This window comes from Planktothrix pseudagardhii, from assembly GCF_904830925.1.
GTDB classification, from domain to species: domain Bacteria; phylum Cyanobacteriota; class Cyanobacteriia; order Cyanobacteriales; family Microcoleaceae; genus Planktothrix; species Planktothrix tepida.
In genome coordinates, this window is the sequence record NZ_LR882967.1 from 1453785 (window position 1) to 1480059 (window position 26275).

Here is a 26275-nt window from a genome sequence, read left to right on the forward strand (position 1 = left end):
TAATTTAAACAAATTGATAAACAGCACCGACACTCGCCAAGGTTGTATCCAAACCCGGAACACCCACTAATATAACATTACCAACACTGGTAACAGATGCTCCAAAATTCAAGTCTGTATCGGAATTATCCGTAACGGGACTTAAATAAGTTTGAAGTAAATTTCCGGTTCTTAATTCATAGCGGAATGTTCCTCCTAAATTTGCTAATCCATAGCCTGGGGAACCGATTAAAACATCATTTCCGATTAAGGATAAAGCTTGACCAAATTGATTATTATCCTCTATTTGAGGCGCATTATAGGTTTGTAAAACTGCCCCTGTTATACCATCCAATAAAAACGTTGTTCCGGTATTGATTCCTCCTGAGTCATCTCCAGGTGCACCGATTAAAATATCTCGACCAATTCCCGACCAAGCGACGGAATAACCAAAATTATCTAACCCTGGATTAGGATTTCTAAAGGTTTGTAAAAGTTGTCCGGTAACACTATCAAAAATATAAGCTTCACCGGGTTGTTGTCCTCCTCCTGGTGTTAAACTAGCAGGTGCACCAATTAATATTCTATCTCCACCCACCGCAGCAACAGAAGCTCCAAAAAAGTCATTCGGTTGAGGGTTGGGATTGAAAAAAGTTTGTAATAATTGACCTGTATTTCCATCCAATAAATAAACTGTCCCTCCTCCGGGGACTAATGTGGAATCATTGGGCGCACCGACTATAATATTATTACCGATAATAGCAACGGAATAGCCAAATAAATCAAAGACATCTGGGGTAGGATTATTGAGGACTAAATAGGGCGTTCCTGTGGTGGTACTAAAGGCATAAACTGCCCCTGAATTGGGTGCTAAACTATTATCTTGAGGCGCACCAATAATAACATTATCACCTAAAATTGTAGTAACGGATTCACCAAAAAATGAATTCCCAGCGCTGGGGGAAGGGTTACGAAAGGTTAATGTGGGTTGTTGAGTAGTCAGATCAAATAAATAAGCAATTCCTTGATTGTTAGTTTGACCCGGTGCACCGACTACCGCAAAATTATTACTAACTCTGGATAAAGCAAAACCAAATTCAGCAGAGGTTTCAGGAATTGGATTGATTAAAGTTCCTACAGAAGCAGGGGGAATTTCATCATCAATAATGTTTAAAAGAGCTTGATTGGGGGTTCCGAGTTGAGCAAAATTTGTGGGATTTTCTAATGTTAAACGAACATTGGCTGCATAATTAGGAACATTATTATTAACAATGGGAATAGTAACAATTTTAGGAGTATTATCTCCATTCCCAAACTTCACAACAACAGGATTTGTATTAATTTGATTATCAGGGGGCGTTAAGGGGGTACGAACCGGAACAACGGTGACGCTAATTTCCCCATCATTTCCGCTATTTCTAACAACAGTAACGGGATTGATCGCTGTCCCATTTTCATTAACCGCAAATTCATCTGAACTAAATTCTACAACTCCAGGAATAATAAAGTTAGATCGATTAATTTGATCGGGTTTAATCCCTTGTAATACAGCAACAATTCCTCCCGATTTAGCTTCTAAAATAGTGCTATTTTCAGTTCTAGGGTCGGGTTTAGGGGTTAAATTTTCAAATCCCAAATCCCCCGTTAAAAAAATAATATCTTCTCCGGGTTTATAATCTACAATTATTTCCGATGATTCCGGGTTACTGCCTAATTGACTACTATCTATAACAAAAATATCTTTGCCATCTCCACCCATTAAAGTATCAATTCCTTCATCTCCTGATAAACGATCATCTCCCCCATCTCCGGTCAATTGATCATTCCCTTGACCCCCAAATAAAGTATCATTTTCTGTTCCCCCCGATAGCTGATCATCTCCGGTATTTCCTTTGACTAAATCATTTCCCGCATCCCCTCGAACCTGATCATTTCCATTCCCTCCAGAAACGGTATCATCCCCATCTCCTGGGCCGATAAAATCATTACCGTCATTGCCTTCAACAATATCATTTTCTATCCCCGATCTTAATTCATCATCGCCTTGACCTCCGAATATTAAATCCTTGCCTTCATTCTCTCGAATTTGATCATTCCCTGACCCCGCATAAATGGTATCATCTCCTTCAACACCTGCTAATTGAGAAGGGTTATCTGGATTTACAAACCCAACAAATTGATCATTTCCATCTTCTCCAAATAGGAGATCATTGCCAAGATTTCCTAAAATTTTATCGTTTCCTTGCCCCCCAAAAAGGGTATCATTTCCCCCTTCCCCAAACAGGATATCATTATCTAAATTGCCATAAATTCGTTCAGGATCAGATGACCCTCGAACCGTATCATCTCCTCCTAATAAAAAAGCACCTAATGGAAATACTGCTAATTCTCCAGGGAAGAATCTCACATCTTCGGGGGTATTATCTCCGACTAAGCGAAGTTGACCTGTGGTGGGATCGGTTTCAGGTTTTAGCACCATGATGTCATTGGGTGAACTGAAATTAAAACACTAACATTGCTGATCATATCACTGGTTTTGCGGACTGCCAAAATTTAGGAATTGTTACAAATCTATAGTTTTGTTCTAACAATTTAGGAATAATTTTTTCAGCCGTTTTTGCGACATCTTTTCCCCCATGATCCCCATCATGGAGGACAATAATTGAACCATTTCGGGTTTGTTTGATCACGCGATGAGTCACCACATCAACCCCAGGATGTACCCAATCTTCCGGTACAACACTCCACATCACGGGACGATATCCCCAGCTTGTTAATAAAGTCAACGTTTGTGGCAAAAAGAATCCGTTAGGAGGACGGACATCTAAGACAAATTCAGGCTCCAGACCACAGGCTTTTAAAATAGCATCTTGGGTTTTTTCTAAGCTAGTTTTTAATTCTATTTCTGTTAAAAAAGGGAAGGATTGATGTTGATAACCATGTAATCCAATCCAATGACCTCGCTGATAGACGGCTTGGGCAATTTCAGGATAGCGTTCTACCCATTGTCCTAACCAAAAAAAACTGGCTGGAATCTGATAGGAATCTAAAACTTTTAATAATTCTAAAGTATAGTCTGGATGGGGGCCATCATCAAAGGTTAAACAAATTTCAGGTTGAGATAAATCCCCCGTCCATAAACAACGGGGAAAAGTTGGGGTTAAAAGCGGATGTAAATAGGGAAAAAAGGGAGCCAATTGTAGTTTAAAATGGAAAGGATGTTTCATGGTAATTAAAGTTTACAAAACTTTGCATAAATAAACTCGAATAGGGTTACAAAAAATGTACGATATTGATCAGCAATTTATTGACAAATTTAACCATGAAAAAGTACGTTTGTACAGTCTGTGGCTATACCTACGATCCCGGATACGGTGATCCAGATGGCGGTATTGATCCAGATACACCCTTTGAAGAGATCCCCGAAGATTGGATTTGTCCGCTTTGCCAAGCTGAAAAAAAAGATTTTGAAGTAATAGAAGAATAGAGGATAATTTGTCTAGTTTACATCCGGTAAAAGTGATTGTAATTGGTGGCGGGGCGGCTGGTTTTTTTGGTGCCATTACTTGTGCAACTCACCACCCCCATACTCAAGTCATTTTGCTAGAAGCCGGACAGCAACCCCTTGCCAAAGTTAGAATTTCTGGAGGGGGGCGCTGTAATGTCACCCATGCTTGTTTTGAACCGACTCAATTTGTTCAGAATTACCCCAGAGGAAGTAAAGCATTACGGGGGGCTTTTAGTCGATTTCAAGCTAAAAATACTGTTGAATGGTTTACTGATCATGGGGTGCAATTAAAAGCAGAATCTGATGGGCGAATGTTCCCGACAACGGATGATTCTGCGACGATTGTTAACTGTTTAATGCGGGTTGCTGAACAGGCAGGCGTTAGGATTAAAACTCAAGTTCCTGTTGCTGCTATTTCTCATAACCATTCTAACACTTATCCCTTTAAAATTCAACTAAAAACAGGAGAAATTTTAGAAAGCGATCGCATCTTATTGGCAACAGGAAATAATCCCTCTGGTTATCGCTTTGCTAAAGCTTTAGGGCATACAATTATTCCTCCCGTTCCTTCTTTATTTACCTTTAATATTAAAGATCAAAGGCTGCAAGATTTAGCTGGAGTTTCAGTTAGTTCAGTGCGGGTTAGATTACCTCAAGCGAAACTAGAACAAACGGGGCCGTTATTAATTACCCACTGGGGATTAAGTGGGCCAGCAATCTTAAAATTATCGGCTTGGGGGGCAAGGGTTTTATATGATTGTGGTTATAAATCCCCGCTACAGATTAATTGGCTACCCCAGGAACATCCCGAACAGTTAAAAGAACACTTATTAGCCCTAAAATCTGAATTTCCTAAACGATTAATTGCTGCTAATTGTCCCTTTGATTTACCCCGTCGGTTGTGGAAACAATTAGTTAATTATATTGGTATTGATGAAGAGAAACGTTGGTCTGAAATTTCTAATAAATCTCTCAATCAACTGATTCAAGAGTTAACCCAAGGCAGTTATAATATTATAGGAAAAGGTGTGTTTAAAGAAGAATTTGTTACCTGTGGCGGTGTAAACTTAAAAGAAGTTGACTTTAAAACGGTGGAAAGTCGTTGTTGTCCAGGGTTATATTTAGCTGGAGAAGTGTTAGATATTGATGGAATTACCGGAGGATTTAACTTTCAAAGTGCTTGGACAACCGGATGGTTAGCTGGACAATCTATAGGCAAATTAAAGGACATTTAATTATGATTCAACACCTCGTTTTGCTCAAGTTTAAACCCGAAGTTACTCCCGACCAAATTGATCAGATATTTACTCATTTAGCTGAACTTAAGAATTTAATTCCGGGGATAATTGGGTTTAATGGTGGCCCCTATTCTAGTCCTGAAGGATTAAATCAAGGCTACACTCATGGATTTATTATGACCTTTGAAACAGCCGACCATCGAGATGCTTATTTACCCCATCCTGAACATGAGAAAGTTAAAGTAATGGTCTTAAATTATTTAGATGATTTGATTGCTTTTGATTTTGATGTTGCACCTTAATTCTCATCAATTAGGATAAGTTTTGGCTATCTTCACCTCCTATATTTTATCTGTCCCTTCAAAACTGAAGTATAGGACTGGGTTAAGCTCATCCTAGATTAAAGTTGAGGCTTTCCATCCTGTTTTTCAGGAAGATTGGGACAGGAATTGAAAGTTTTTAACTGATAACCTTGTTTTTCCATTGTTTCGACAAAATGAGTCGGATCAAGATCCTCCTTAACGGATAATACTTCAGGAGGATTATTTTTTAAATCTTGTCGTTTTTGTTTGAGTTTAGATTGTTTTCCCATGAATTTATCTCCTCAAAATTTTTATGAATCTGGCTTTAGATTAACCTGCTTTTGAAGTTTAATTTTACGATCAAGAATTTTCAAAATGAATAGGGCAATAATAATACTAAACGCCAGACTTACCCAAAAATTATACACAATTTCAGGACTTTGATCCAGTGCCCAACCACCTAAAGGTGGCCCAATTAAATACCCGATTCCCCAACATTGAGCATTAATGGCTAGGTAAATTCCCCGTAAAGAATCGGGGGCTAAATCAGCGACTAACGACGCAGAAGCAGGGGTATAACAGACAACCGCAATGGCTAAAATTCCTAAGCCTAAACTGGCTAAAATTAACGCCTGGTTTTCTACCATTCCCGTCCAAGCAATCACAATATATCCGACTCCCCACAAAAGAGCAGAAATGCTCAATGCTTGAGAATGGCTAAACCGATTTAACCATCGAGAAATAGGTAATAAAAAGATAACAGAAATGGCAGTATAGCCAATAAATAACCAACTGATTACCCCCGCAGAAAGTCCTCCTTGTACAAATTTATTAAAATAAAGGGGAAGGGTACTATTAATTTGAGAAATATAAATAGTAAACATAATATTAACAATAACATAAATTAACAACGTGCGATCGCGTAATGCAACCCACCAGTTTTCCCCCCATCTTTTTTGCTCAGTCTGAGATTGATTGAAAGTAGTATTTGTTTCTTGAATTGCTGCAAAAATTACTCCAAAAAACACAATAAAAGAAATTCCATCAATGATAAATAACGCTCGATAGTTACCAGACGTACTAATAATTAATCCCCCTAAAATGATTCCCAATTGTAAACCGACATTATCCCCTAATCTCGTCAACGCATAAGCTTCATTGCGCTGTTTTCCTGTCGTTAAATCAGCAACAACTGCTTCTGTTGCTGGCCAATATAGTCCAATTCCTAAACCCAGCAATAAATTCCCTAAAACGACTCCGGTAAAATCATTCGCGACGGCTAAAATAAAAGAAGAAATCGCTGAAATAACGGCTGAAATTAACAAGGTAAACCGACGACCCCAACGGGGAGAATCACATAACGAACCCGCTAAAAATCGACCCAAAATTCCTGAAATTTGAGCTAAACCTAAACTTAATCCAACGGCTGTAGAGGATAATCCCACTTGATTGACAAAGAAAATTGGAGCATAAAACAAGGTAAATCCTGTCCCCGTTTGGGATAGTAATCGACCGATTGCTAAAATAAAAATTTGAGGATTAAGTTGAGGAAGCCAACCTAAAAAACGATTCCGTCGGAACCCCATTTTTCGAGTGTCCTGATACAATATGTACAGGAATAACGTAAAAACCGTTAATCCTGATTTAACCATCATAACGGATTAAGGTTCTATCGGGTTCTATTAAGAGGAATAGAAAACCGCTCTCCATTTGATACTATTAAGCGTGACTTTGAGACACAGGAATTGTAATAATAAATTCTGTTCCCACTCCTGTTTCCGATAAACATTGTAATTGACCTCGATGTTTTTCCGTAATAATTTGATAACTAATTGATAATCCTAATCCGGTTCCTTTTCCTAACGGTTTGGTTGTAAAGAAGGGATCAAAAAGCCGTTTTTGAGTGGATTCAGAAATTCCGGGGCCATTATCTTGAATTCTAATTCTAATACTATCCTGAGCCACTATTTGAAAGCGGTTAAATCGAGAATATAATACTGAAGATTCTAAAGGTTCAGCTTGAATAAATTCGGTTTTAATTTTAATCCATGAGGGGTGTTTCTGAAGTTCTAATTCTGAACGGTGGCTATTATATTCTTCCGTTGCATCAATGGCATTGACTAAAATATTCATAAAAACTTGATTTAATAACCCAGCATAACATTCCACTTTGGGAAGATTACCATAATCTTTAATAATTTCAATGGAAGCTTTCTCAACAGAATTTTTTAGGCGACTTTGCAAAATCAATAACGTGTTTTCTAAACCTTCATGAATATCAATATTTTTAATCGGTGATTCATCTAAACGAGAAAAATTTCTTAAGGATTTAACAATACACTGAATTCGATCTGCACCCATTTTCATAGAATCAATTAATTTAGGAAAATCCTGTAATAAATACTCTAAATCGATGGCTTCAGTTTTTTCAATCACTTCTGAGTTGGGTTGATAACTGTGTTTATAAATTTCAATCAATTCAATTAAATTTTCGGCATATTCTTTGGCAAAAATAATATTACCATAAATAAAACTCACCGGATTATTAATTTCATGGGCAATTCCAGCCACTAACTGACCTAAACTTGACATTTTTTCACTTTGAATCAAATGCGCTTGGGTTTTTTGAAGTTCTTCTAAGGTTTGTTCAAGTTGCTGGGTTTTTTGTTTTAATTCCGCTTCCGAATTTTTGAGTGCTTTTTCTGCTAATTTTCGTTCGCTAATATCCATAACTGTTCCCAACAATCGAATTGTTTTTCCTTGGGAATTAACGGTTGGTTGACCTTTTCCATAGACATATCGAATAGACCCATCTATCCTAATCATCCGATAATCTAATTCAAAGCTATATCCTTCTTCAATGGCTTGATGAATCATCTCTTGATAGGTGTATTGATCATCAGGATGAATGAGTTGATAATAGTGATGAAATGTTAAATCATTATCTTCTTGTCCTAAAATTCTTAATAACTCATCAGAACAAGTAAAATTGTGGGTTCTTAAATCCCATTCCCAACTTCCAATATGAGCTAATTTTTGAGCTTCAGTTAGATTCGCTTCTCTTTGTTTTAACGCAGTAAAAGAAAGCTGTAATTGCTTCGCCATTTTATTGAAAAGTTGAGCTAAATCAAATAATTCCTTGGTTCTTCCGATAACAATTTTATTCCAGTCTCCTTGAGAAATTGCTGAAGCGGCTTGACTCATAGATTGAATTGATTGGGTCACCCAACGAGACGTAATTGAACCCAATAAAATGGCAACAAATAAAGCTGTAATACAGAGTAAAATAGTAATTCGAGTATTTTCATAGATTTTATCCATAAAATCTGATTCAGGAATGACCACGACGATTAACCATTGCAGTCCAGAGGAATCATTAAAAGGGACAACCTGAACAAATTGTTGTTCTCCATTTAATTTAAAATTCAGATTTTGAGTGGTTTTAATGTTCTGGAAATCTCTAAAGTTATTAAATAAGAATTGCATTGTCGATTGAATTAAATCCTGTTGATAACTTACAGAATTTGGAGACTGAAATAAAGCATTTTTTTCAGGAATAGAACTTGCAATTAATTTCCCACTTTGATCTAAAATAAAAGTCTGTCCTGATTGACCAATTCTTAAATTTTGTAAAAACTGATTAATATGATTTAAAGAAATTTTAACCCCTGTGATTCCTAGTAGATTTTGGTTCTCATCATAAAGGGCAATTCCTTGTATGATTGCTAATTGATCCTCAAACTCTAAATCTTCAGAAACTTGACTCCAAACGGTTTTACCTTTTCCATTAATAATATTTTTGTACCATAATTCTTGACGCGGATCAAGATTATCTATCATTTTATAACTCTTGATTTTATTCCACTTAGAATCCAAGTTATAGTAAAATAAAGAAAAATTAGTATCTGAGCTTGAACTAAAGAGAACGATCTGCTGATCAGATAGCTTTCGGGCTTCTATAAATACTTTTTCCTCGGAAGCGAACAAGATTGAATTAACGTTGGGAAATAATTGAAGATAATTCAATAAATGTTCTTCAATGAGAGCAGGTTCATTAATATTAAAACGAGGGTAATAAATGGCTTCGGAATTAATTTTATTAATAAGAGCAGGAAATTGAAGATAATAATCAAGATGTTGTTCTATTTTATTACTAATTTCCTGGCGAAGTTGAGTTGCGACTTCATTAACGGCTTCTTGACCATTTCGCAGGGATAACCATCCTGTTAAACCCACTGCAATAAAGGTTTGTAGAACAAAAGGAACAACAAGAATTGCTCGCAGGGGAACGGCTCTAGCAATTTGATTTACCCATCTTTTCAGTAATCTTTTTGACATCTGAAAACAGCATAATGAGTGAGAATAATGTATAATACACCCTTACACTGAATTCATCGGGTCAATGCCCTTAGAATAGAGAATACTTGATTTGGACAACGGCTCAACTTCTAATTCCTATTACGGAGTCAAGCTTGAACCCAATCAACATCCAGATCTTGAATCTGCCTCTAATTTTAACTGAATTTTCAGCTAAAAATGTTTAGTTCATCGGCATTATTTTATTATTTTATATGATTGGCTCTCTCACAGGGATCATCGCAGATATTCAGAAAGGAAATGCAAATCGAGTTACGTTATTACTGAATGTTAATAACGTCGGATACGAACTGCAAATTTTACCTCGCATGAGAATGGAATTACCCCCCTTGGGCGAAACCACACAAATCTTCACTCACCTACAAGTTCGAGAAGATCAAATGGTTTTGTATGGTTTTTCTAGTATGGCTGAACGGGATTTATTTCGCCAATTAATTAGCGTTAGTGGTATTGGGACTCAACTGGCCATCGCCCTTCTGGATACTCTGGGACTTCAAGATCTCATTCAAGCCATTGTTGGGGGTAATACTCGCGTTTTAGCTAAAACCCCAGGCGTCGGAAACAAAACCGCAGAACGCATCGCCCTGGAACTGAAAACCAAACTCTCGGAATGGCGAAACCAAGCGGGACTCCTTTCCTCTCCCTCTGGAATAGCCCCCCACATTCAGGAAGAAGTCGAAATGACCTTACTCGCCCTCGGTTACACAGGTGCTGAAGTCATGAAAGCTTTACAAGCTATTAGTCAAGATTCTAGTCTAGCTAAACAAACCAATTCTGACGAATGGATCAGGAGTGCGATCGCTTGGTTGAGTCAAGGAACGTGAAAATCTTTGTGTCTTCGTGTTTTTAGGGTTGGGGGGTATTATTAGCATAACGATATCTCCTTTTTTTACTACCATTTAATTTCCTCTCCATCTTCTAAGGTATATAGATCAGGTTCATGATTCAGAAAGTTAAATGTCCCTTCTGAATCGGCTAGATATGCGATTTCTTCTGGGGAAGGGTAAGAGAGATTAAGAAATAATTTTTGTTCAAGGAGAGTCCGTTCTTCCTTAGAAAGTGACTCAATAATTGTAATCAGAGATTCAACCAGTTTAGTGTTCATAATTTTGTTTTGCTTTTAAGAGTAATTCAAGTTGATCATTAGTCATGATGTGATAAAATTTAAAGTAAAATACCTTCTTTTTGAATATTTCTTAATAAAGGGCCTTGACGATGTAAAAACCGATTTTCTTCCATAAATATACAGTTGATTACTTCATTATTTTGTAAAGATAAATCGGCAATCAATTGACCTGTGCGTTTAATTTCTTGTCCGACTTGAACAGTTCCTTTCAATACCACTAATACGTCAATATCTGAACCAATATCTGCATCTCCTCTAGCTTGTGAACCGAATAAAATTAGGGTAACTAAGCGGTTTTGATAGAGTTGCTCAAATTCGGTTTTTAGTTTTTGTATAATCTGTTGGATTTTGGGGTTCATTTTTTTCTTTATGTAATAGAAATTCTAGGTATTCTTCAAGTTGTCGCTGTCTAGTTTGGGATAGCTGACGTAACTTATCTAAAATCGCTTCTTCCCAATACTGACTAACTGGAATAATTTGTGAGGCGGCAACTTCAATAGTAAATTATTTTAGGTGTGTTGATCGTTGTGACTGTTGACACATCTCTTTTGTATGGCATGATGAACTTAATTATCCACAATCTTTGAGAATGATTCAAACTGTTTACATTGAGACCAGTATTATTGGCTACCTGACTGCCCGCCCCACAGATAATTTAATTGTGGCAGCAAATATGAAAATTACTCAAGACTGGTGGGACGAGTATTATAACTCACTGGTACTTTATACTTCAGAACTGGTTGAAGATGAAGCCAAAAGAGGAGACTCAATCATCGCAACTCAACGCTTAATCCTACTACAATCTTTGACATTTCTGGAGTTTACAGAAGAAGCCACAGATCTCGCACAGGAATTTCTACAGCAGAGTAACTTACCCCAAAAAGCCTCTAATGATGCTCTGCATATTGCCCTAGCTACGGTTTACGGGTTGAATTATCTGTTAACATGGAACTGCAAGCACATGGCAAATTCTCAGATCCAAAGAAAGTTATGTAAAATTAGCCGTAATCTAGGATATACCCTACCATTTATCTGTACCCCTTACGAATTTCTTAACCTTGATCCTCTGGGAGAATAACAATGTATAAAGATCCAATTTTAGAAGAAATCCATAATTATAGAGAGGAGTACGCACAATCATTTAACTATGACCTCAAGGCTATATTTGATGATTTGCGAAATAAACAAATGGCTAGTAACCGAAAATTTGTCAAACTTCCCATCAACCGCTTACCAAATGCACCCCAGCACCCAACAGTGTGATCAGTTAGTAGTTGGGCTTTAGCCCTTATTTTTGCGCTTAAGCGCAACTACATTCCACAAATACCATTTCACTGGTTATGATTTTTAGAGGATAAAGGGTCTGGGTTATCTCTCTAGCTTTTGAATGTAAATTGTCATTCGGATTAATTAAAGCAATCCAATATCCTGTATCTGCATAAACTGTTTTCATTCTTCACCTTTGGGCACACCATACAAATAATAATCAATATTTTCGGCAAAATCTTTAGGAAGTTTTTCCCATTCTTCGGGAGGGACTTCTGATATAATTTCATCGATCATATTTAGGATAGAATTATCAAGTTTGGGTTGGGTTGAATCCGTCGTGTTTCTGGTTTTGAGTCTGGTTTTCAGGAAAATTAAGAAGTGATAAACTTCCTCAATTACAAAGTCGGGTGTTGTTTCGAGTTCTTGAATAAGTTCTTGTTTCATAATATAGATTAAATTTTGGGGTTAATGTTAACCGAAATATGGGGTTAGGACTAGGAGAATAACTGGCGGAAAAATTGCTTGATTTGACTCAACCAGCGACGGATTTTTTGCCACAGGGTCAGGGATGGCGGAATGGGTGGGGTTTCGAGTTGCTCAAGGGCGCGATCGCATTCTTGGATTTTGTGATCGAGTTGGATTTGTTGATAGAATTGGCGAGCATTGCGGTACGCACCTATGGCATCGGGAATGCGGTTAAGTTTAGTTAGGGTTTTACCAAAGTTAAACCAGATTTCAGCTTGGTATTCAGGACTTTTGATTTCTGTTGCAATAGTCAAAGCCTCTTGATACAAAGAAAGAGCTTGTTGATAGTCTTCTAAACCATCATAGACTTCTCCTAAACCATTTAAAGAATTAGCTACCCCCCGTCTATTCCCAATCTCTCGTTCAATTTCCAGTGACTGTTGGTAATAGGATATGGCTTCTTCGTGGCATCCTAGGGAATTGTAAACATTGCCCAAACCCTTTAAAGAACTGGCTTCCCCCCTTGTGTCCCTGATCTTTCGTTGAATTTCCAGTGACTGTTGGTGAAAGGATAGGGCTTCTTCGTGGCATCCTAGTGAATTGTAAGCATTGCCTAAACCGTTTAAAGAATTGGCTTCTCCACGTCTATTCCCAATCTCTCGTTCAATTTCCAGTGACTGTTGGTAATAAGATATCGCTTCTTCGTAGCGTCCTAGTGAATTGTAAGCATTGCCTAAACCGTTTAAAGAATTGGCTTCCCCCCCTCTATGCCCGATCTCTCGTTGAATTTCCAGAGATTGTTGGTAATAAGATATCGCTTCTTCGTAGCGTCCTAGGTTTTTGTAAGCAATACCTAAACCGAGTAAAGAATTGGCTTCCCCTTCTCTATGCCCGATCTCTCGTTGAATTTCCAGAGATTGCTGATAATAGGATATAGCATCTTGGTGGCGTCCTAGTGAATTGTAAGCAATACTTAAACAGCGTAAAGAATTGGCTTCCCCCTGTCTATCCCCAATCTCTCGTTGAATTTCCAGAGATTGTTGGTGAAAGGATATGGATTCTTCGTAGCGTCCTAGAAAACGGTAAGCATTGCCTAAACCGTTTAAAGAATTGGCTTCCCCCTGTCTATTCCCAATCTCTCGTGCAATTTCTAGTGATTGCTGGTAATAGGATATCGCTTCTTCGTAGCGTCCTAGGGAATTGTAAACATTGCCTAACGAAATTAAAGAGGCACAATATCGCCAGTCTTGCTTATCGGTAAGATGTTCAACCAATTCCTGATAGAGTTCAGTACGGAGTTGGTTATTACCGCGTAATTCGAGAAATTTAGCAACACAATTATCGTTATAACTTCCATCATAAATCACATCAAACGCTGCTTTATATTCCCCCAACTCGCACCAATGATAAAACACCTCCAAATATTCCCGCACATCCTCCACCGTCTGCCACTGGTCACGGGATTTAAACCGACTTTGATAAAATTCAATCGCCTTCTGATGCGATCCCCTTAAATCCCCCACCCAATACTTGAGATACTCCAAAATCAAGGGCAAAAACGTATAAATTCCCTTGGTTTCCGACGCCAAAAATCCCCGTTTCCCTAACTCCCGCAATTCCTTCTCCGTCACCGTTTCCCTAGAAATAGCTGTTGCTGTCACCGCATCAAACCCCCAACGCAGCACCACCAAGGACAACAACACCCGTTGTAACTTCTCCGATAAACGGTTAAAACTGGCATCCAACACGGCCACCAACTGCACCGCCTCCTGACGGTGAAATCCCTGTAACCGCCCCATCAACTCCCCGACATCGGCTATTCCTAACGCGGCTAAATCCCCAATCGTCGCCCCGATGCCAATTTCCCCATTCAGTAACCCCGCCACCAGTCGCAAGGTCAGAGGATGGCCATTCACCCCAGCCACAAAAGCCCCTAATTCCGCCTCTGTCCCTCCAATGTCTAAATTTTGAAGTAATTGTCTTCCTTCCGTTGCTGAAAGTCCCTCTAGGGCTAATTCTGTGGGTTTATCCTGGACTAAATTCGGCACAACTTGGGTCGTCACCAGAATTTCTGTCTGATGACATTTCCCTAGCCAGTGTTGCAAGAAATTCTGATAACCTTCATCCTGGAGCACGGATTCCAGATTATCTAATACCAGTAAAAACCGTTGTTGTTGCAGACAGTGGATTAAAACCTCGGTTAAACGAGTTTCTTCAATTTCTTTTAACTGGTCTGGAGACAGTTTTCCCAATTGGGTTAAAATCCCCTGGGCGACAAGGGAGAATAGGGGACGTTGGCTTAAATCTAACCACAATTTATCAATAAAATCCGTTCTATCGTTAAAGACTTTGGCGGCTAGGGTTGATTTTCCCATCCCTGCAATAGCGACAATTACACCCAATTTATTATTTTCATCGTCTAACCAACCGTTAACAATGGCTAAATCTTGTTCTCGCCCTTGCCAATAGTTCACAGCCGGGGGTGTGGTATTTAGACTAAAGGAAATCGCTTGAATTTTCGATTGGTCTCGCTCAAAGAATCCGATAATCGTCTCAAAGCCCTGTTCTACGGTTTGTTTTAACTCTTGATTCTGTTGACCAACTTGTGCGAATCCGGTGATGATCGTTTCTTGTAAAGTTTGTAATTCCTCAGATAACCAACCCCGTAATTCTTCAATTTGTGCCTGAGTGATTCCCAACTGTTGTAAGACGGCATCAAACCCCGATTCCATCTCAGTTCCCAACTGTTTAAATTTAGCTTCTTGACTTTGTTGGAGTTGTTGCTGTAGAGTTTCGATCTGTTGCAACCCAGCAAGAATTGTTTCATTATTGCCCATTGAGGACGCATTTCGCAAAATTGCCAGTATTTCTCCTAACATGGAAATAGTCAACCCAGCAAAGGCTTTTCCTCCCTCCTCAAAATCAATTTTCAGCACTTGCCGCAGAGCTTTAGGAAATCCTCGATGGAGCTTTTCAGCCAAATCATCAATAATCTCCGCCTCTAGGTTAATCTTGGCTGGATTACACAACTGATCCTGAAGAATAATCCGCCAATCTTCTATTGTTAATACTGTTTGCTCAAAAAAATCTTTTCCCTGTTTGGCAAAAAGAGTATTAATCTCCTCTTCCTGTAACGGAGTTAATTCATTTAAATCTCGATTATGACTATCATAAATTAGCTTTGTCCACCGTTTTGCCGCATAGGTCGCAAGCTGTTTTAACCTTGAGGTGCGTTGGGGATATTTGCCCGACTCTGCGACAGATCGAATCAAGAAACCCACCGCTAACCCTGATGCTTTGATCAGGTCTTCATTAGCAAGGCTATCCTTACTCTGACGCAGCTTTACACTGAGTTGATTCTGGTGATGGGCAATCATATCAGTAGCAACAACTCCACCAGCAATACCCGTGATTATTGTTCCAACACCCGTAGCGACGGTGCCCGCAGCAGCAAGAGCAGGGATAACAATCGGGCAAATCGTCCCACTCACAGCAATAACACTAAAGATCAACAAACGCATATTGCGTTGACTAACTAAATCGGGAATCGGCACGCTCTCTACCCCTGAGCTAGGTTTATTTAATTATAGGCAATGGGGAATAGGCAATAGGGAATAGAAGGACAGTAAACCACCAACCGTCAGTAGAGACGTGCCATGGCACGTCTCTACACAGCCAACCGTCAACCGTCATTAAAACTGATCAAAAGTATGGTATTCTAAATGATTGTGGCAAATTACGGATTAACTTGAGATTCAACAACTATGGCTCTCACACAGCAGCGTAAACAAGAAATCATGTCCGAGCACCAAACCCATGAAACCGATACCGGTTCCTGTGAGGTGCAAGTGGCAATGCTGACCGAACGAATTAATAAACTCAGCGAACACTTAAAAATCAATAAAAAAGATCACTCCTCTCGGCGTGGACTTTTACTCATGATTGGCCGTCGCAAACGTCTGTTAAGCTTCTTACAAGGTCAAGATAGAGAACGCTATAAAGCCTTAATTGCACGTCTGGGTATTCGGGGTTAGAATTCTGCGACTGGCGTAACAACCGAAGCCTTAATCTGTGACCTTAGCTTTCCTCCTGCATTTCCAGACCCATCTTTTAAACCTATGTCCTCTGAACGTCCTCCCGCACGTCCCGCCTTTGAACCGAGGAAAAATCGCAAAAAAAATAATAAAGCGACTTCAAAACCTCCTGTTAAGGCGGCTTCAGACCCTAAATCGACAAAACCTGATCAAAAGGTCAAGGCGACTGCTTCCTCTTCCCAACCTCAACCCCAAAAAACGAAAGACACTAAGCGTCGTTATACTCGTGAAGAAACGGCAATTCCAGAGCAAGTCAGTCAACGGATGCTCTCTCGAATGGTCGTTTTAGCGGGACTACCTTTGCTGATGGGCTTAGGAACATTCATTGGGAGTTATTTTGTAATTACCCAAGACTTGTTTCTCTTTCCCCATAGCATTGTTGTGATGATTAGTATGGGTTTTTTTGGGTTAAGTGTCGTGGGTTTAAGCTATGGCGTTCTGTCAGCATCCTGGGATGAAGACATCTCAGGAAGTGTTTTAGGCTGGCAAGAATTTAAACTGAATTTAGGGCGAATGCAGGACGGATGGAAAGCTGCACGGCAAAAAAATCAGAAAAATTAAGAATTCAAAACTTTACGTCCAAAGTTGAATTGTAATACGCTAAATTTAGTTTAACGTCCCTGTATTTTCTGAAACAATTCCAGTTTTTTAAGTTTGATCAACCGATCATTCCAGGATAAATGATTATAGTAATGAAAGTCGGCACACCGGAAGCCGAAATTGAACGTTTAAATGCAGATCTCAACACCAGTTGGGGATTATCACCGGAAAAAATTGTTGGTAAACACAAAGTGGTGATTGGGTTAGTCGGTGAAACGGCAGACCTTGACCCCTTGCAACTGCGGGAAATGAGTCCTTTCATTGAGGATGTCTTACGGGTCGAAAAACCCTATAAACGGGTCAGTCGCACCTATCGTCAAGGAGAAGCCAGCGAAGTTACCGTTCCAACTCCGGCTGGAGATGTTACCTTTAGCGAACACCATCCCCTCGTGGTCGTTGCTGGGCCTTGCTCAGTGGAAAACGAAGAGATGATTATTGAAACCGCTAAACGAGTGAAAGCCGCTGGTGCTAAATTCCTGCGGGGTGGAGCCTTTAAGCCTCGTACCTCTCCTTATGCGTTTCAAGGACACGGGGAAAGCGCCCTAGGGTTATTAGCAGCGGCACGGGAAGCCACCGGACTCGGTATTATTACGGAGTTAATGGATGCCGAAGATTTGGAAAAATTAGGAGAAGTCGCCGATATTATTCAAATTGGCGCTCGCAATATGCAGAACTTCTCTTTGTTGAAAAAAGTGGGAGCCCAAGATAAACCTGTTCTGCTAAAACGGGGAATGTCTGCCACCATTGAAGAATGGTTAATGGCCGCAGAATATATTCTCGCAGGTGGAAACCCAAATGTGATTTTATGCGAACGGGGCGTTCGGGGTTTTGACCGTCAATATACCCGCAATACTCTGGATTTATCCGTGATTCCCGTATTGCGATCGCTGACTCACCTTCCGATTATGATCGATCCCAGTCATGGCATTGGTGTGGCAGAATACGTTCCTTCTATGGCGATGGCCTCCATTGCCGCCGGAACCGATTCTTTAATGATTGAAGTCCATCCCAACCCAGCAAAAGCCTTGTCCGATGGCCCTCAATCTCTAACCCCAGATCGGTTTGACCATTTAATGCAAGAACTGTCTGTGATTGGTAAAGCGGTAGGCCGTTGGCCAAAAGAACTGGCTGTTGTCGGTTAATTCCTTGACCCGGATGCTCAGATGCTCAGGTTGACCATCCGGGTCAAATTTTGAGAGTGTTGTTACCTTAAATTGGTTTTAATTTTCCACAGTTTAAAACTAATACTATTTTAGGGATAATCAAAATAAGAGTTTTTATTTTTTACATCTGTCTAAAGATAGATTTTTAAGCAGCTTGTGACAGTTTCTCATCTGGAATAATCTCTGAAAACTATATATAATAATAATGTTAAATTTCCTGAAATAATTATTGGTTGAGGAGTGCAATTACCGATGCCCAATCTCCATACAACGGCTTTTATAGGAACTGCGATAGCACTCACCCTAAATGGGGGTGAACTTTTAGCTAAAGAACTTTCCTCTCCATCCTCCTTAGAAAATATTGTTGGATCTTCAGTAGAAATTGCGTCTAAAACGCTCTCAGAAACAACGGATTCAAATCCTGAACAGTTAGCAGTTGAAAGTACAGAACTTAATAATAACTCCGAGGAAGTTATTCAACAGCAACCGCAAACTTTATCAGAAGCTAAAACTACATTTCCCTCCACACAAGCCGCCGATTTAAGTAATAATTGGATGGATCGAGTTGAGTGGAATATTGCTCAAAATTCAGATCAATCCTTACCCGTTACTCAACAACCTGAAGCAAGAGAAGAGAAACCCGAAGATCCCCGGAAAGCCGCTGATGCGAATGGTCGTCGTTTAAGTAATAACTATAATTATGTTGGACTCGGAGGAAATATTGGAATTACAGGAGATGGTTCAGGTTTAGGAGGAGGAGGTTTAATGAGCCTCTCCAAAACCGGATTTTCAGAAAACTTTTCCCTACATTCGGGTGGAATTATCATCGGAAGCGATAGCGCCAGTTTAGTTCATCTGACGGCTGATTTTCCAGTCAGAAGTGAAACAAATGCGGTTCGGTTTTCACCCTTTGTAGGAGCAGGAATTATCTACAAAGATATCTTTAATAATGACTTTAGCGTTGGCCCTTCAGCCGTAGCCGGAATTGATATTCCCATTTCTTACAGTTTCTTAATTACAGGCCGTGCTAGTGTGGGATATATTCGAGATGAAACAGATTTTGGGATTCAAATTGGTTTCAGTTATATTTACACGAAAGGACTACTGGGTTTAATTTTTGATTAATCTTCAGATAGCTGACGGTTGGCTGTTGGTTGTTAACCGTCAACCCTCAACCCTCTAAGGAGTGGTATCTGAATCTTGACCTTTTTGAATTAACGCTTCTGATTGTTGAACCATTGTTTTCAAAAGTTGATTTAATAACCGTAAATTTTCTGAGGATAAAGGCGTTACAGCAAGGCGAGTGCTAAGTTCACTGAGTTTATTTTGAAGTTGCTGCGTTAGCCGTAAAGCATCTAAACTCAATTTAGATAACTGTTGTTTTTGATAAAACTTTAAAGCAGCCCCTCGTAAAACCTGTAAGTTAGCTTCTTCTCCTAAGCTTCCGGGAGTAACTCTTAACCGCAATAATAGATGGGTATTTTGATAAACTCGTTCAATCTCAACTTGTTGAGGCTTATCAACGGGAATTAAAGGAAATTCGACTAATAATTTCAACTCATTAATTACCCCCTGAAATTGTTGATCTTCTAACCCCGCAACAACGGATTGTAAAACGCCATCCTGACTCCATAATATTCGAGATGAATTGGCTTCTTGGCGTTCAAAATAAAGTCGCCCAATCCCCCCCTTTAACACTCTTCCTAACAGTTCTTGTAACAAATCATGGGGAGATAATATTGCTAAATCCTCCATCGGATTTTCTAAATCAGTTGTTTTAATCTCTAAAACTGAGGGTAAATTTAAGGAACCTGGAGATGCTAATTCTATCGGTTCCAGGGAAAACTTTTCGACCTCAGAAGAAAAATTAGCAACCAGTGACGGTAAAGATTCAAGAGGTTCTGACGGGGTAATATTTTTAGACTTAACAGAAGAATGAACTGCTGAATTTTGTATAAAAGTTTGGGAAGAAGTTTGAGGTTCAGAAGATAAGGTTTGTTCAACACTTGTTGAAATTGGTTCAGTTTTTTGAGCCTGTTGCGTATAATATAAATACGAAGACAACACAGATCTTTCTTCTTCGGAGGAAATAATCTGAGTTACAATGGAGCAATTCATATAAGATACAATCTTTTGAACATATTCTAAGGCTGATTCATCTTCTGAATCAACAACGCCCAAATATAATTGATTATCTTTGAGACAGAGCGGCAAAATTTGGTAATGCAAGCAAACTTCTAACGGTAAAATACTGTCAATTAAACCGAAAATTTGCTGCGCGTCCAACGGAATTGTTCCAGTGGCTTGAGATTTAGCTAACATTTTCTATTAATAGTGTCTTAGTCTAATATTCCCAGGTTTAGAGCTAATTCAGACTGAATTAGCTTCTATGAAAAAGGCACTCCAACTCAAATTCCAGATCTGCAACCCGGGGAAGTGAAGAAGAGTGGATAGGTAACGGTTATCTTTATAACTTCAGTTTAACAGCCTTTAAGGAAATTACCTATATTGGCTAGAACGACAAGCAAAGCACCGGGAACAGTGAGAGCTACTCAGTTTGTCAAAAGTAATGATGTCGTCTTAAAATTATTTTTTTGCTCAATATAAACAGTGCAATGGTTAGAAGAAAAGGTTTTCTGAAACATTTCATAGCCGTTATTCTGGGGACAACGGTACTTTTAGAGAAAGCTCCAAAGCCCGTGCTGGCGGTATCCGTTCACCCTCAAAACCCCATCCCTCTAGCACCATCCCCGGTTAAATTTTTAACCCCCAGAACCCCTAAATTTGCCACTTCTACCTTATTCCCCCCATCCAAACAACCCAGTTCTGATTCCATTCAAGTTAATTTGCAACTGGTGATTAAATTAAATGAACGTCGGGTTTATGTATATCGCAATCAACAATTACAAACCAGCTATCCTATCGCCGTCGGTCGAGAAGGTTGGGAAACTCCAGTCGGTCAATATCAAGTGATTCAAATGATTACCCGTCCGACTTGGGAACATCCCCTTACCGGAGAAATTATTCCTCCAGGGCCAGATAATCCGTTAGGTCAGCGTTGGATTGGGTTTTGGACAGATGGAAAAAACTATATTGGATTTCATGGAACTCCGAATACTGAAACTGTTGGACAAGCGGCATCTCATGGTTGTATTCGGATGTTTAATCAAGATGTTTTGGCTTTATTTGAGATGGTAAAAATCGGAACCCCTGTGATTGTTGAACCTTAGTTACGAATAATCGGGTTTTACAGATTTTAAAGTTTAATTGAAAAAATGCTGTAAACTGAATTTTGGTTATTGAAAAATCCATATTCATGACAAACCCTGCTGCACCTGAAATTCATCCCAATCTTTGGCCGGAGTTATTACAACAACTGTTAGACCGCCAATCCCTATCGATAACCCAAGCTTCACAATTGATGCGGGGATGGTTGGAAGAAGCAGTTCCTCCTGTGCTGTCTGGGGGTATTTTGGCAGCTATCCAAGCCAAAGGGGTATCCGCAGAAGAATTAGCAGGAATGGCATCGGTGTTACAGTCCTGTTGTGTTTCAGAATCTCCGGTTTCAGGGAATTCTGATGTCATTTCTCCTTACCGTGTCATTGATACCTGTGGAACTGGAGGTGATGGTGCTTCAACCTTTAATATTTCCACAACCGTTGCCTTTGTTGCAGCATCGGCTGGGGTTCCGGTAGCGAAACATGGAAATCGGTCTGCATCGAGTAAAGTCGGGTCTGCGGATGTTTTAGAAGCTTTGGGGGTTAACTTAAAAGCACCCGGAGAAAAAGTTACCCAGGCTTTATCGGCGGTTGGAATTACATTTTTATTTGCTCCGGGTTGGCATCCCGCGATGAAAGCGGTTGTTCCCCTACGTCAAACCCTAAAAGTCCGAACGGTGTTTAATTTATTGGGGCCTTTAGTGAACCCTCTGCGCCCCACGGGACAGGTTATGGGGGTTTTTGACCCAAAATTGCTCCCCACCATTGCTCAAGCCTTAAATGAATTAGGGACAGAAGTGGCGATTGTGTTACATGGACGGGAAAGACTGGATGAAGCGGGGTTAGGCGATATAACTGACTTAGCGATTTTATCCCAAGGTCAGATTGAACAAACCACCCTCAACCCTCAAGATGTGGGGTTAACTTCAGCCTCTATCACGGCTCTTAAAGGGGGAGATGTGGAAGAAAATGCTGAAATTCTTCGCAATTTATTACAAGGAAAAGGTACACAAGCTCAACAAGATGTAGTGGCTCTGAATGCCTCTTTAGCATTACAAGTGGGGGGTGCTGTGCCTATGGGTTGCCATCAAAAAGGGATCTCTTTAGCTCAAGAGATTTTGCAAAGCGGTGCGGCGTGGTCAAAACTCGAACAATTGGTACAATTCCTCCAGGATTAATATTAGGCACGGGGGCGGAATTCAATCACATCTTGTTTAATGGTGAGATCGTATGTTCCAAAAAAGCTCTGTCCTAATAATCCTATTTCTAAGACCGGAGAAATCGACACTTCGATATTGCTCATTTGTAACCCCCCCACATTAATAGAATCTACACGACCCACCTGTTGATTGACCAATTGATCACTGGCGGTGTTAATGGGTAGATTTCCATAAGGTTGCACCTTTAAAGCATCTGCCATTGCAGGCGTAATCACAACTCCAGTTGCTCCCGTATCTAATAACATTTCAAAGGTATTTTGACCATTAAAATTAACATCAATAACGGGAATTCCTCCTTGTCGGCGTTTAATCGGAATTTGAAAAACTCCGGGTGTTGTTGGATTTGCAGATAGAGGAGTTGAGGTCGGAAATAAACCACAAACCGACTGCGTTAAATTCACAACATCTCCCGTTTTTTCTCGAATAAAACAGCCTGGATATTCTTGAGCCTTAACAGGAATCACATTCAGGAGAATTCCAGTTAAAACAACGGTTAAACTTAGCCTGAAGGAATTAATATCAATCGAAATTACTTTGCTCATAATTTCACCCTTTTATCCTGGTTTAAGGATTAGAGAGTTCAATCTCTCAATTCGATATGTTCATCTGCCTGATTAAAATCTGAGATCCCATTATTCATTAAGTTGGTTATTGATTTTTTATTGCCTGGCTCGAAATTCAACAACATCTGCTTTAATCGTAACATCATATTCTCCAAAAAAATCTTGACCGAGTAAACCCACATCTAAAGTCGGAGCGATCGCAACGATGAAATTATTTTTAACAGCCCCAGCTACCTCCAATTTCTGAATAGCACCCAAATCAAATTCCACACCTTTTTGACTGGGTGTATCTGCTTTACCTCGACCGGCTGGAATTGCCCCTAAAAGTTCTGCCATCATGGGAGTAATGACTGTTCCACTGGCTCCGGTATCAACCATCATTTCAAAAGGTTGTAGATTATTAAAGATGACTTGGATGACCGGGATTCCTCCATCTCTTCTAATAATTTTAGCTTGATAAATACCGGGTGTTGCCAGGGGAGAAATAGCTGTTTTTGCATCAGTTTGTGGAAAAATACAAACTTGATTTAAAGAAAGCATCTGTCCGGTTTTTGTTTTCATAAAGCAACCCGGGTATTCTTGAGCGAGCGCACCGAGAGGATCGGTCAAGATTAAGCCTGTAGTTGATAATAAAATCGAAAACAGAGGGATTAACCGAGATAAACTCTGTCTTTGGGCTTGTTCAGCCAAAACCTTTAGATAATACAGCCGTACAGTTGCAAAAGCTGATAAGGGATATAACCGGACTAAAGACGGGGAAGTCTTCATGATTTTACTGGGAGTCAAGCGTTAACTTTAATCGTTACAGAGATCTTTGCCCCCGTCAATTTCCCTGATCAAAGATGAACTTTAGCTATGTTCTGTCTTCTATCTTAAATGGGGAGTATGTCAACCTTTCGCGCTATCGTAAACAGCAGATCTAAAGTCAGTTTGTTTAAGGCAGTCGTGAAATACTTTTTTTTAACCGATGGATGGACAGTAGGACGAGTCTGGGGAGTAGGAGGTCTGTGGGATCAAACCCTACGTCGCCGTCCACCCGAAATTCAAAAAATGAACCTCTGTATTTGGAATCAAACTCAACAGGAAAAAATGTGGCTGTATCGGGTTGAAGATGCTGTTTTGATGTTAGAAGTCAAACCCGATATTACCCCAATTAACAAGCCCTCTAGCACTATTGGTCAAGTTGTTCTGACTCGCTTAATTACAGCCGATCAAGTCCTAGAACGCTTGGCAAGTGCTTCCACAGAATGTCAAATGAATAATAGTCTGTAATCTCACGGTGAAGTCGTGCGGAGTCAATGTTCAGCCCAAGAATCTCCCGACACAGCGAAGCTTGTCGGTGAGAGTATCAAAACTATTGCATTTGGTTCTAACAATCGATACACTTCTTTAAGATAAGCTTCATGTTCGTGGAGATCCCGTTAATGATCTAACCGAAATTGATGACTTTTCAATTGAGGGACGATCAATTCGGGCGTATTCATAGCAAAGTTATAAAAAAGTAGACCATTATCAACTAGGAGGAGCGTAGTCAATGGGACTACCCTGGTATCGTGTACACACAGTTGTCCTGAATGACCCAGGACGATTGATCTCTGTACACCTGATGCACACCGCTTTGGTGGCAGGTTGGGCTGGATCTATGGCCCTTTATGAACTCGCAATTTATGATCCTTCTGATCCCGTCCTCAACCCGATGTGGCGTCAAGGGATGTTCGTCATGCCCTTCATGGCCCGCTTAGGGGTAACTCAATCCTGGGGCGGTTGGAGTCTCACCGGAGAAGCCGTTACCAACCCTGGTATTTGGTCTTTTGAAGGGGTGGCTGCCACTCATATCATTCTGTCTGGTTTACTCTTCCTGGCTGCCGTTTGGCACTGGGTTTTTTGGGATCTTGAACTCTTTACCGATCCCCGAACAGGCGAACCTGCCTTAGATTTGCCTAAAATGTTTGGCATTCACCTGTTCTTATCTGGTCTGCTTTGCTTTGGTTTTGGGGCATTCCACCTAACAGGCTTATTTGGCCCTGGAATGTGGGTGTCCGATCCCTATGGCATTACCGGAAGTGTGCAACCCGTTGCACCGGCTTGGGGGCCTGAAGGATTTAACCCGTTCAATGCGGGAGGAATTGTCGCTCACCATATTGCCGCCGGTGTTGTTGGCATTATTGCGGGTCTGTTCCACCTTTCTGTTCGCCCGCCCCAACGGTTATATAAAGCCCTGCGGATGGGGAACATTGAAACGGTGTTATCCAGCAGTATTGCTGCGGTGTTCTTCTCCGCTTTCGTTGTTGCTGGAACGATGTGGTACGGTTCTGCGGCGACCCCCATTGAACTGTTTGGCCCAACCCGCTATCAATGGGATAGTGGTTACTTCCAACAGGAAATTCAACGCCGGGTACAATCCAGTGTTGCCCGTGGGGATAGCTACGCTGAAGCTTGGGAAAAAATTCCTGAAAAACTCGCCTTCTATGACTATGTGGGCAACAGCCCCGCTAAAGGCGGTTTATTCCGGGTTGGCCCGATGAACAACGGCGATGGCATTGCTAAAGCTTGGTTAGGCCATCCGGTATTCAAAGATTCTGAAGGACGGGAATTATTAGTTCGCCGTCTTCCTAATTTCTTTGAAACCTTCCCAGTAGTCCTCACGGATAAAGACGGTGTGGTTCGGGCTGATATTCCCTTCCGTCGGGCTGAGTCTCGCTACAGCTTTGAACAAGCTGGAGTGACGGTTAGTTTCTATGGTGGTGAATTAGATGGCAAAACCTTTAAAGATGCCCCAACCGTTAAGAAATACGCTCGTTTAGCCCAACAAGGGGAACCTTTCGAGTTTGATCGCGAAACCTTGGGATCTGACGGGGTGTTCCGCACTAGCACCCGGGGCTGGTTCACCTACGCCCACGCTTGCTTTGCATTATTGTTCTTCTTTGGCCATATTTGGCACGGTTCTCGGACGATCTTCCGCGATGTGTTCGCTGGGGTGGAAGCCGATCTCGAAGAACAAGTGGAATGGGGTCTGTTCCAGAAAGTGGGTGACAAAACGACTCGCGTTAAGAAAACCGTCTAGGACACACCTAGTTCAGGCTTTTGCGGTCTTTTGGTCAACCTAATTTTTAGAGAGTTGGAGCTTTGTTCATAAAGTTTCCGACTCTCTCT

At 40.3% G+C, this 26275-nt stretch carries 27 protein-coding genes; 14 read left to right on the top strand and 13 right to left on the bottom strand.

Annotated features, from left to right (window positions below; all coding sequences use genetic code 11):
• Positions 1-4: 4 nt before the first annotated feature.
• Positions 5-2458: a Calx-beta domain-containing protein gene (locus NMK36_RS06115; RefSeq protein WP_254173309.1), complete on the bottom strand. Its 2454-nt coding sequence runs from the start codon at positions 2456-2458 to the stop codon at positions 5-7.
• A 43-nt stretch (positions 2459-2501) separates the two neighbouring features.
• Positions 2502-3206, bottom strand: a complete 705-nt coding sequence (locus NMK36_RS06120; RefSeq protein ID WP_254173310.1) for a polysaccharide deacetylase family protein — start codon at positions 3204-3206, stop codon at positions 2502-2504.
• Positions 3207-3301: 95 nt separating this feature from the next.
• On the opposite strand from NMK36_RS06120, the gene rd reads away from it, so the two are divergent.
• From rd to NMK36_RS06135, 3 genes are read left to right on the top strand one after another with little or no spacing between them, the layout of a single operon-like run.
• Entirely contained in the window at positions 3302-3466 is a 165-nt protein-coding gene (rd, locus tag NMK36_RS06125) for a rubredoxin (RefSeq protein ID WP_072717232.1), read from the top strand.
• 8 nt (positions 3467-3474) lie between these two features.
• A complete protein-coding gene (locus NMK36_RS06130; protein WP_254173311.1) occupies positions 3475-4722 on the top strand; it encodes an NAD(P)/FAD-dependent oxidoreductase in 1248 nt (415 codons plus the stop codon).
• A 2-nt stretch (positions 4723-4724) separates the two neighbouring features.
• Positions 4725-5027 (top strand): Dabb family protein, encoded by a 303-nt coding sequence (locus tag NMK36_RS06135; RefSeq protein WP_254173312.1) that lies wholly within the window; start codon positions 4725-4727, stop codon positions 5025-5027.
• Positions 5028-5125: 98 nt separating this feature from the next.
• Here the strand turns inward: NMK36_RS06135 and NMK36_RS06140 are convergent, their stop codons facing one another.
• The 3 genes from NMK36_RS06140 to NMK36_RS06150 form a co-directional block, all read right to left on the bottom strand.
• Positions 5126-5317, bottom strand: a complete 192-nt coding sequence (locus NMK36_RS06140) for a hypothetical protein (protein WP_254173313.1) — start codon at positions 5315-5317, stop codon at positions 5126-5128.
• 21 nt (positions 5318-5338) lie between these two features.
• The gene (locus tag NMK36_RS06145; RefSeq protein WP_254175167.1) at positions 5339-6613 is read right to left on the bottom strand and encodes an MFS transporter; all 1275 of its coding nucleotides are present in this window, start codon (positions 6611-6613) and stop codon (positions 5339-5341) included.
• A gap of 133 nt (positions 6614-6746) precedes the next feature.
• The gene (locus NMK36_RS06150) at positions 6747-9365 is read right to left on the bottom strand and encodes an ATP-binding protein (protein ID WP_254173314.1); all 2619 of its coding nucleotides are present in this window, start codon (positions 9363-9365) and stop codon (positions 6747-6749) included.
• Between the two features lie 233 nt (positions 9366-9598).
• Here NMK36_RS06150 and ruvA point away from each other — a divergent pair, with 233 nt between their 5' ends.
• Positions 9599-10228: a Holliday junction branch migration protein RuvA gene (ruvA, locus tag NMK36_RS06155; RefSeq protein ID WP_254173315.1), complete on the top strand. Its 630-nt coding sequence runs from the start codon at positions 9599-9601 to the stop codon at positions 10226-10228.
• Between the two features lie 68 nt (positions 10229-10296).
• Here the strand turns inward: ruvA and NMK36_RS06160 are convergent, their stop codons facing one another.
• A complete protein-coding gene (locus NMK36_RS06160) occupies positions 10297-10509 on the bottom strand; it encodes a hypothetical protein (RefSeq protein ID WP_254173316.1) in 213 nt (70 codons plus the stop codon).
• Between the two features lie 59 nt (positions 10510-10568).
• Positions 10569-10889, bottom strand: a complete 321-nt coding sequence (locus NMK36_RS06165; protein WP_254173317.1) for a nucleotidyltransferase domain-containing protein — start codon at positions 10887-10889, stop codon at positions 10569-10571.
• A gap of 230 nt (positions 10890-11119) precedes the next feature.
• On the opposite strand from NMK36_RS06165, the gene NMK36_RS06170 reads away from it, so the two are divergent.
• Positions 11120-11608: a type II toxin-antitoxin system VapC family toxin gene (locus NMK36_RS06170; protein ID WP_254173318.1), complete on the top strand. Its 489-nt coding sequence runs from the start codon at positions 11120-11122 to the stop codon at positions 11606-11608.
• A gap of 2 nt (positions 11609-11610) precedes the next feature.
• Positions 11611-11793 carry a hypothetical protein gene (locus tag NMK36_RS06175; RefSeq protein WP_254173319.1) on the top strand — a complete coding sequence of 61 codons (183 nt, stop codon included), beginning with the start codon at positions 11611-11613 and terminating at the stop codon, positions 11791-11793.
• A gap of 37 nt (positions 11794-11830) precedes the next feature.
• Here the strand turns inward: NMK36_RS06175 and NMK36_RS06180 are convergent, their stop codons facing one another.
• Genes NMK36_RS06180 through NMK36_RS06190 form a run of 3 tightly spaced genes read right to left on the bottom strand, consistent with a single transcriptional unit; the run spans position 11831 to position 15818 of the window.
• Positions 11831-11983 (bottom strand): hypothetical protein, encoded by a 153-nt coding sequence (locus tag NMK36_RS06180; protein WP_254173320.1) that lies wholly within the window; start codon positions 11981-11983, stop codon positions 11831-11833.
• Positions 11980-12243, bottom strand: coding sequence for a hypothetical protein (locus NMK36_RS06185; RefSeq protein ID WP_254173321.1), 264 nt, complete (start codon positions 12241-12243; stop codon positions 11980-11982). Before NMK36_RS06185 ends, NMK36_RS06180 begins: the two co-directional genes overlap by 4 nt.
• A 50-nt stretch (positions 12244-12293) precedes the next feature.
• Positions 12294-15818 (bottom strand): tetratricopeptide repeat protein, encoded by a 3525-nt coding sequence (locus NMK36_RS06190; RefSeq protein WP_254173322.1) that lies wholly within the window; start codon positions 15816-15818, stop codon positions 12294-12296.
• Positions 15819-16028: 210 nt separating this feature from the next.
• Here NMK36_RS06190 and rpsO point away from each other — a divergent pair, with 210 nt between their 5' ends.
• The 4 genes from rpsO (at position 16029) to NMK36_RS06210 (ending at position 19246) form a co-directional block, all read left to right on the top strand.
• A complete protein-coding gene (rpsO, locus tag NMK36_RS06195; RefSeq protein WP_072717223.1) occupies positions 16029-16298 on the top strand; it encodes a 30S ribosomal protein S15 in 270 nt (89 codons plus the stop codon).
• 84 nt (positions 16299-16382) lie between these two features.
• The gene (locus NMK36_RS06200; RefSeq protein WP_072717222.1) at positions 16383-16919 is read left to right on the top strand and encodes a PAM68 family protein; all 537 of its coding nucleotides are present in this window, start codon (positions 16383-16385) and stop codon (positions 16917-16919) included.
• A 119-nt stretch (positions 16920-17038) separates the two neighbouring features.
• The gene (gene aroF / locus NMK36_RS06205; RefSeq protein WP_254173323.1) at positions 17039-18100 is read left to right on the top strand and encodes a 3-deoxy-7-phosphoheptulonate synthase; all 1062 of its coding nucleotides are present in this window, start codon (positions 17039-17041) and stop codon (positions 18098-18100) included.
• Positions 18101-18373: 273 nt separating this feature from the next.
• Entirely contained in the window at positions 18374-19246 is an 873-nt protein-coding gene (locus NMK36_RS06210; RefSeq protein ID WP_254173324.1) for a hypothetical protein, read from the top strand.
• A 54-nt stretch (positions 19247-19300) separates the two neighbouring features.
• Here the strand turns inward: NMK36_RS06210 and NMK36_RS06215 are convergent, their stop codons facing one another.
• Complete coding sequence (locus NMK36_RS06215) at positions 19301-20443, bottom strand: ATPase, T2SS/T4P/T4SS family (protein WP_193868129.1); 1143 nt, start codon at positions 20441-20443, stop codon at positions 19301-19303.
• Between the two features lie 293 nt (positions 20444-20736).
• On the opposite strand from NMK36_RS06215, the gene NMK36_RS06220 reads away from it, so the two are divergent.
• Positions 20737-21351, top strand: a complete 615-nt coding sequence (locus tag NMK36_RS06220; RefSeq protein WP_254173325.1) for a L,D-transpeptidase — start codon at positions 20737-20739, stop codon at positions 21349-21351.
• 86 nt (positions 21352-21437) lie between these two features.
• The gene (gene trpD / locus NMK36_RS06225; RefSeq protein WP_254173326.1) at positions 21438-22517 is read left to right on the top strand and encodes an anthranilate phosphoribosyltransferase; all 1080 of its coding nucleotides are present in this window, start codon (positions 21438-21440) and stop codon (positions 22515-22517) included.
• Between the two features lie 2 nt (positions 22518-22519).
• Here trpD and NMK36_RS06230 read toward each other — a convergent pair whose 3' ends face one another.
• Together NMK36_RS06230 and NMK36_RS06235 are read right to left on the bottom strand one after the other, a co-directional pair.
• On the bottom strand, positions 22520-23101 hold the full coding sequence (locus NMK36_RS06230) for a retropepsin-like aspartic protease family protein (protein ID WP_254173327.1): 582 nt from the start codon (positions 23099-23101) through the stop codon (positions 22520-22522).
• A gap of 117 nt (positions 23102-23218) precedes the next feature.
• Positions 23219-23890 carry a retropepsin-like aspartic protease family protein gene (locus NMK36_RS06235; protein ID WP_083579853.1) on the bottom strand — a complete coding sequence of 224 codons (672 nt, stop codon included), beginning with the start codon at positions 23888-23890 and terminating at the stop codon, positions 23219-23221.
• Positions 23891-24067: 177 nt separating this feature from the next.
• Between NMK36_RS06235 and NMK36_RS06240 the strand changes: the two genes are divergently transcribed.
• Positions 24068-24394 carry a hypothetical protein gene (locus NMK36_RS06240; protein WP_072717304.1) on the top strand — a complete coding sequence of 109 codons (327 nt, stop codon included), beginning with the start codon at positions 24068-24070 and terminating at the stop codon, positions 24392-24394.
• Positions 24395-24656: 262 nt separating this feature from the next.
• Positions 24657-26186, top strand: a complete 1530-nt coding sequence (gene psbB, locus NMK36_RS06245) for a photosystem II chlorophyll-binding protein CP47 (protein WP_072717215.1) — start codon at positions 24657-24659, stop codon at positions 26184-26186.
• The last annotated feature ends 89 nt before the right edge of the window (positions 26187-26275 follow it).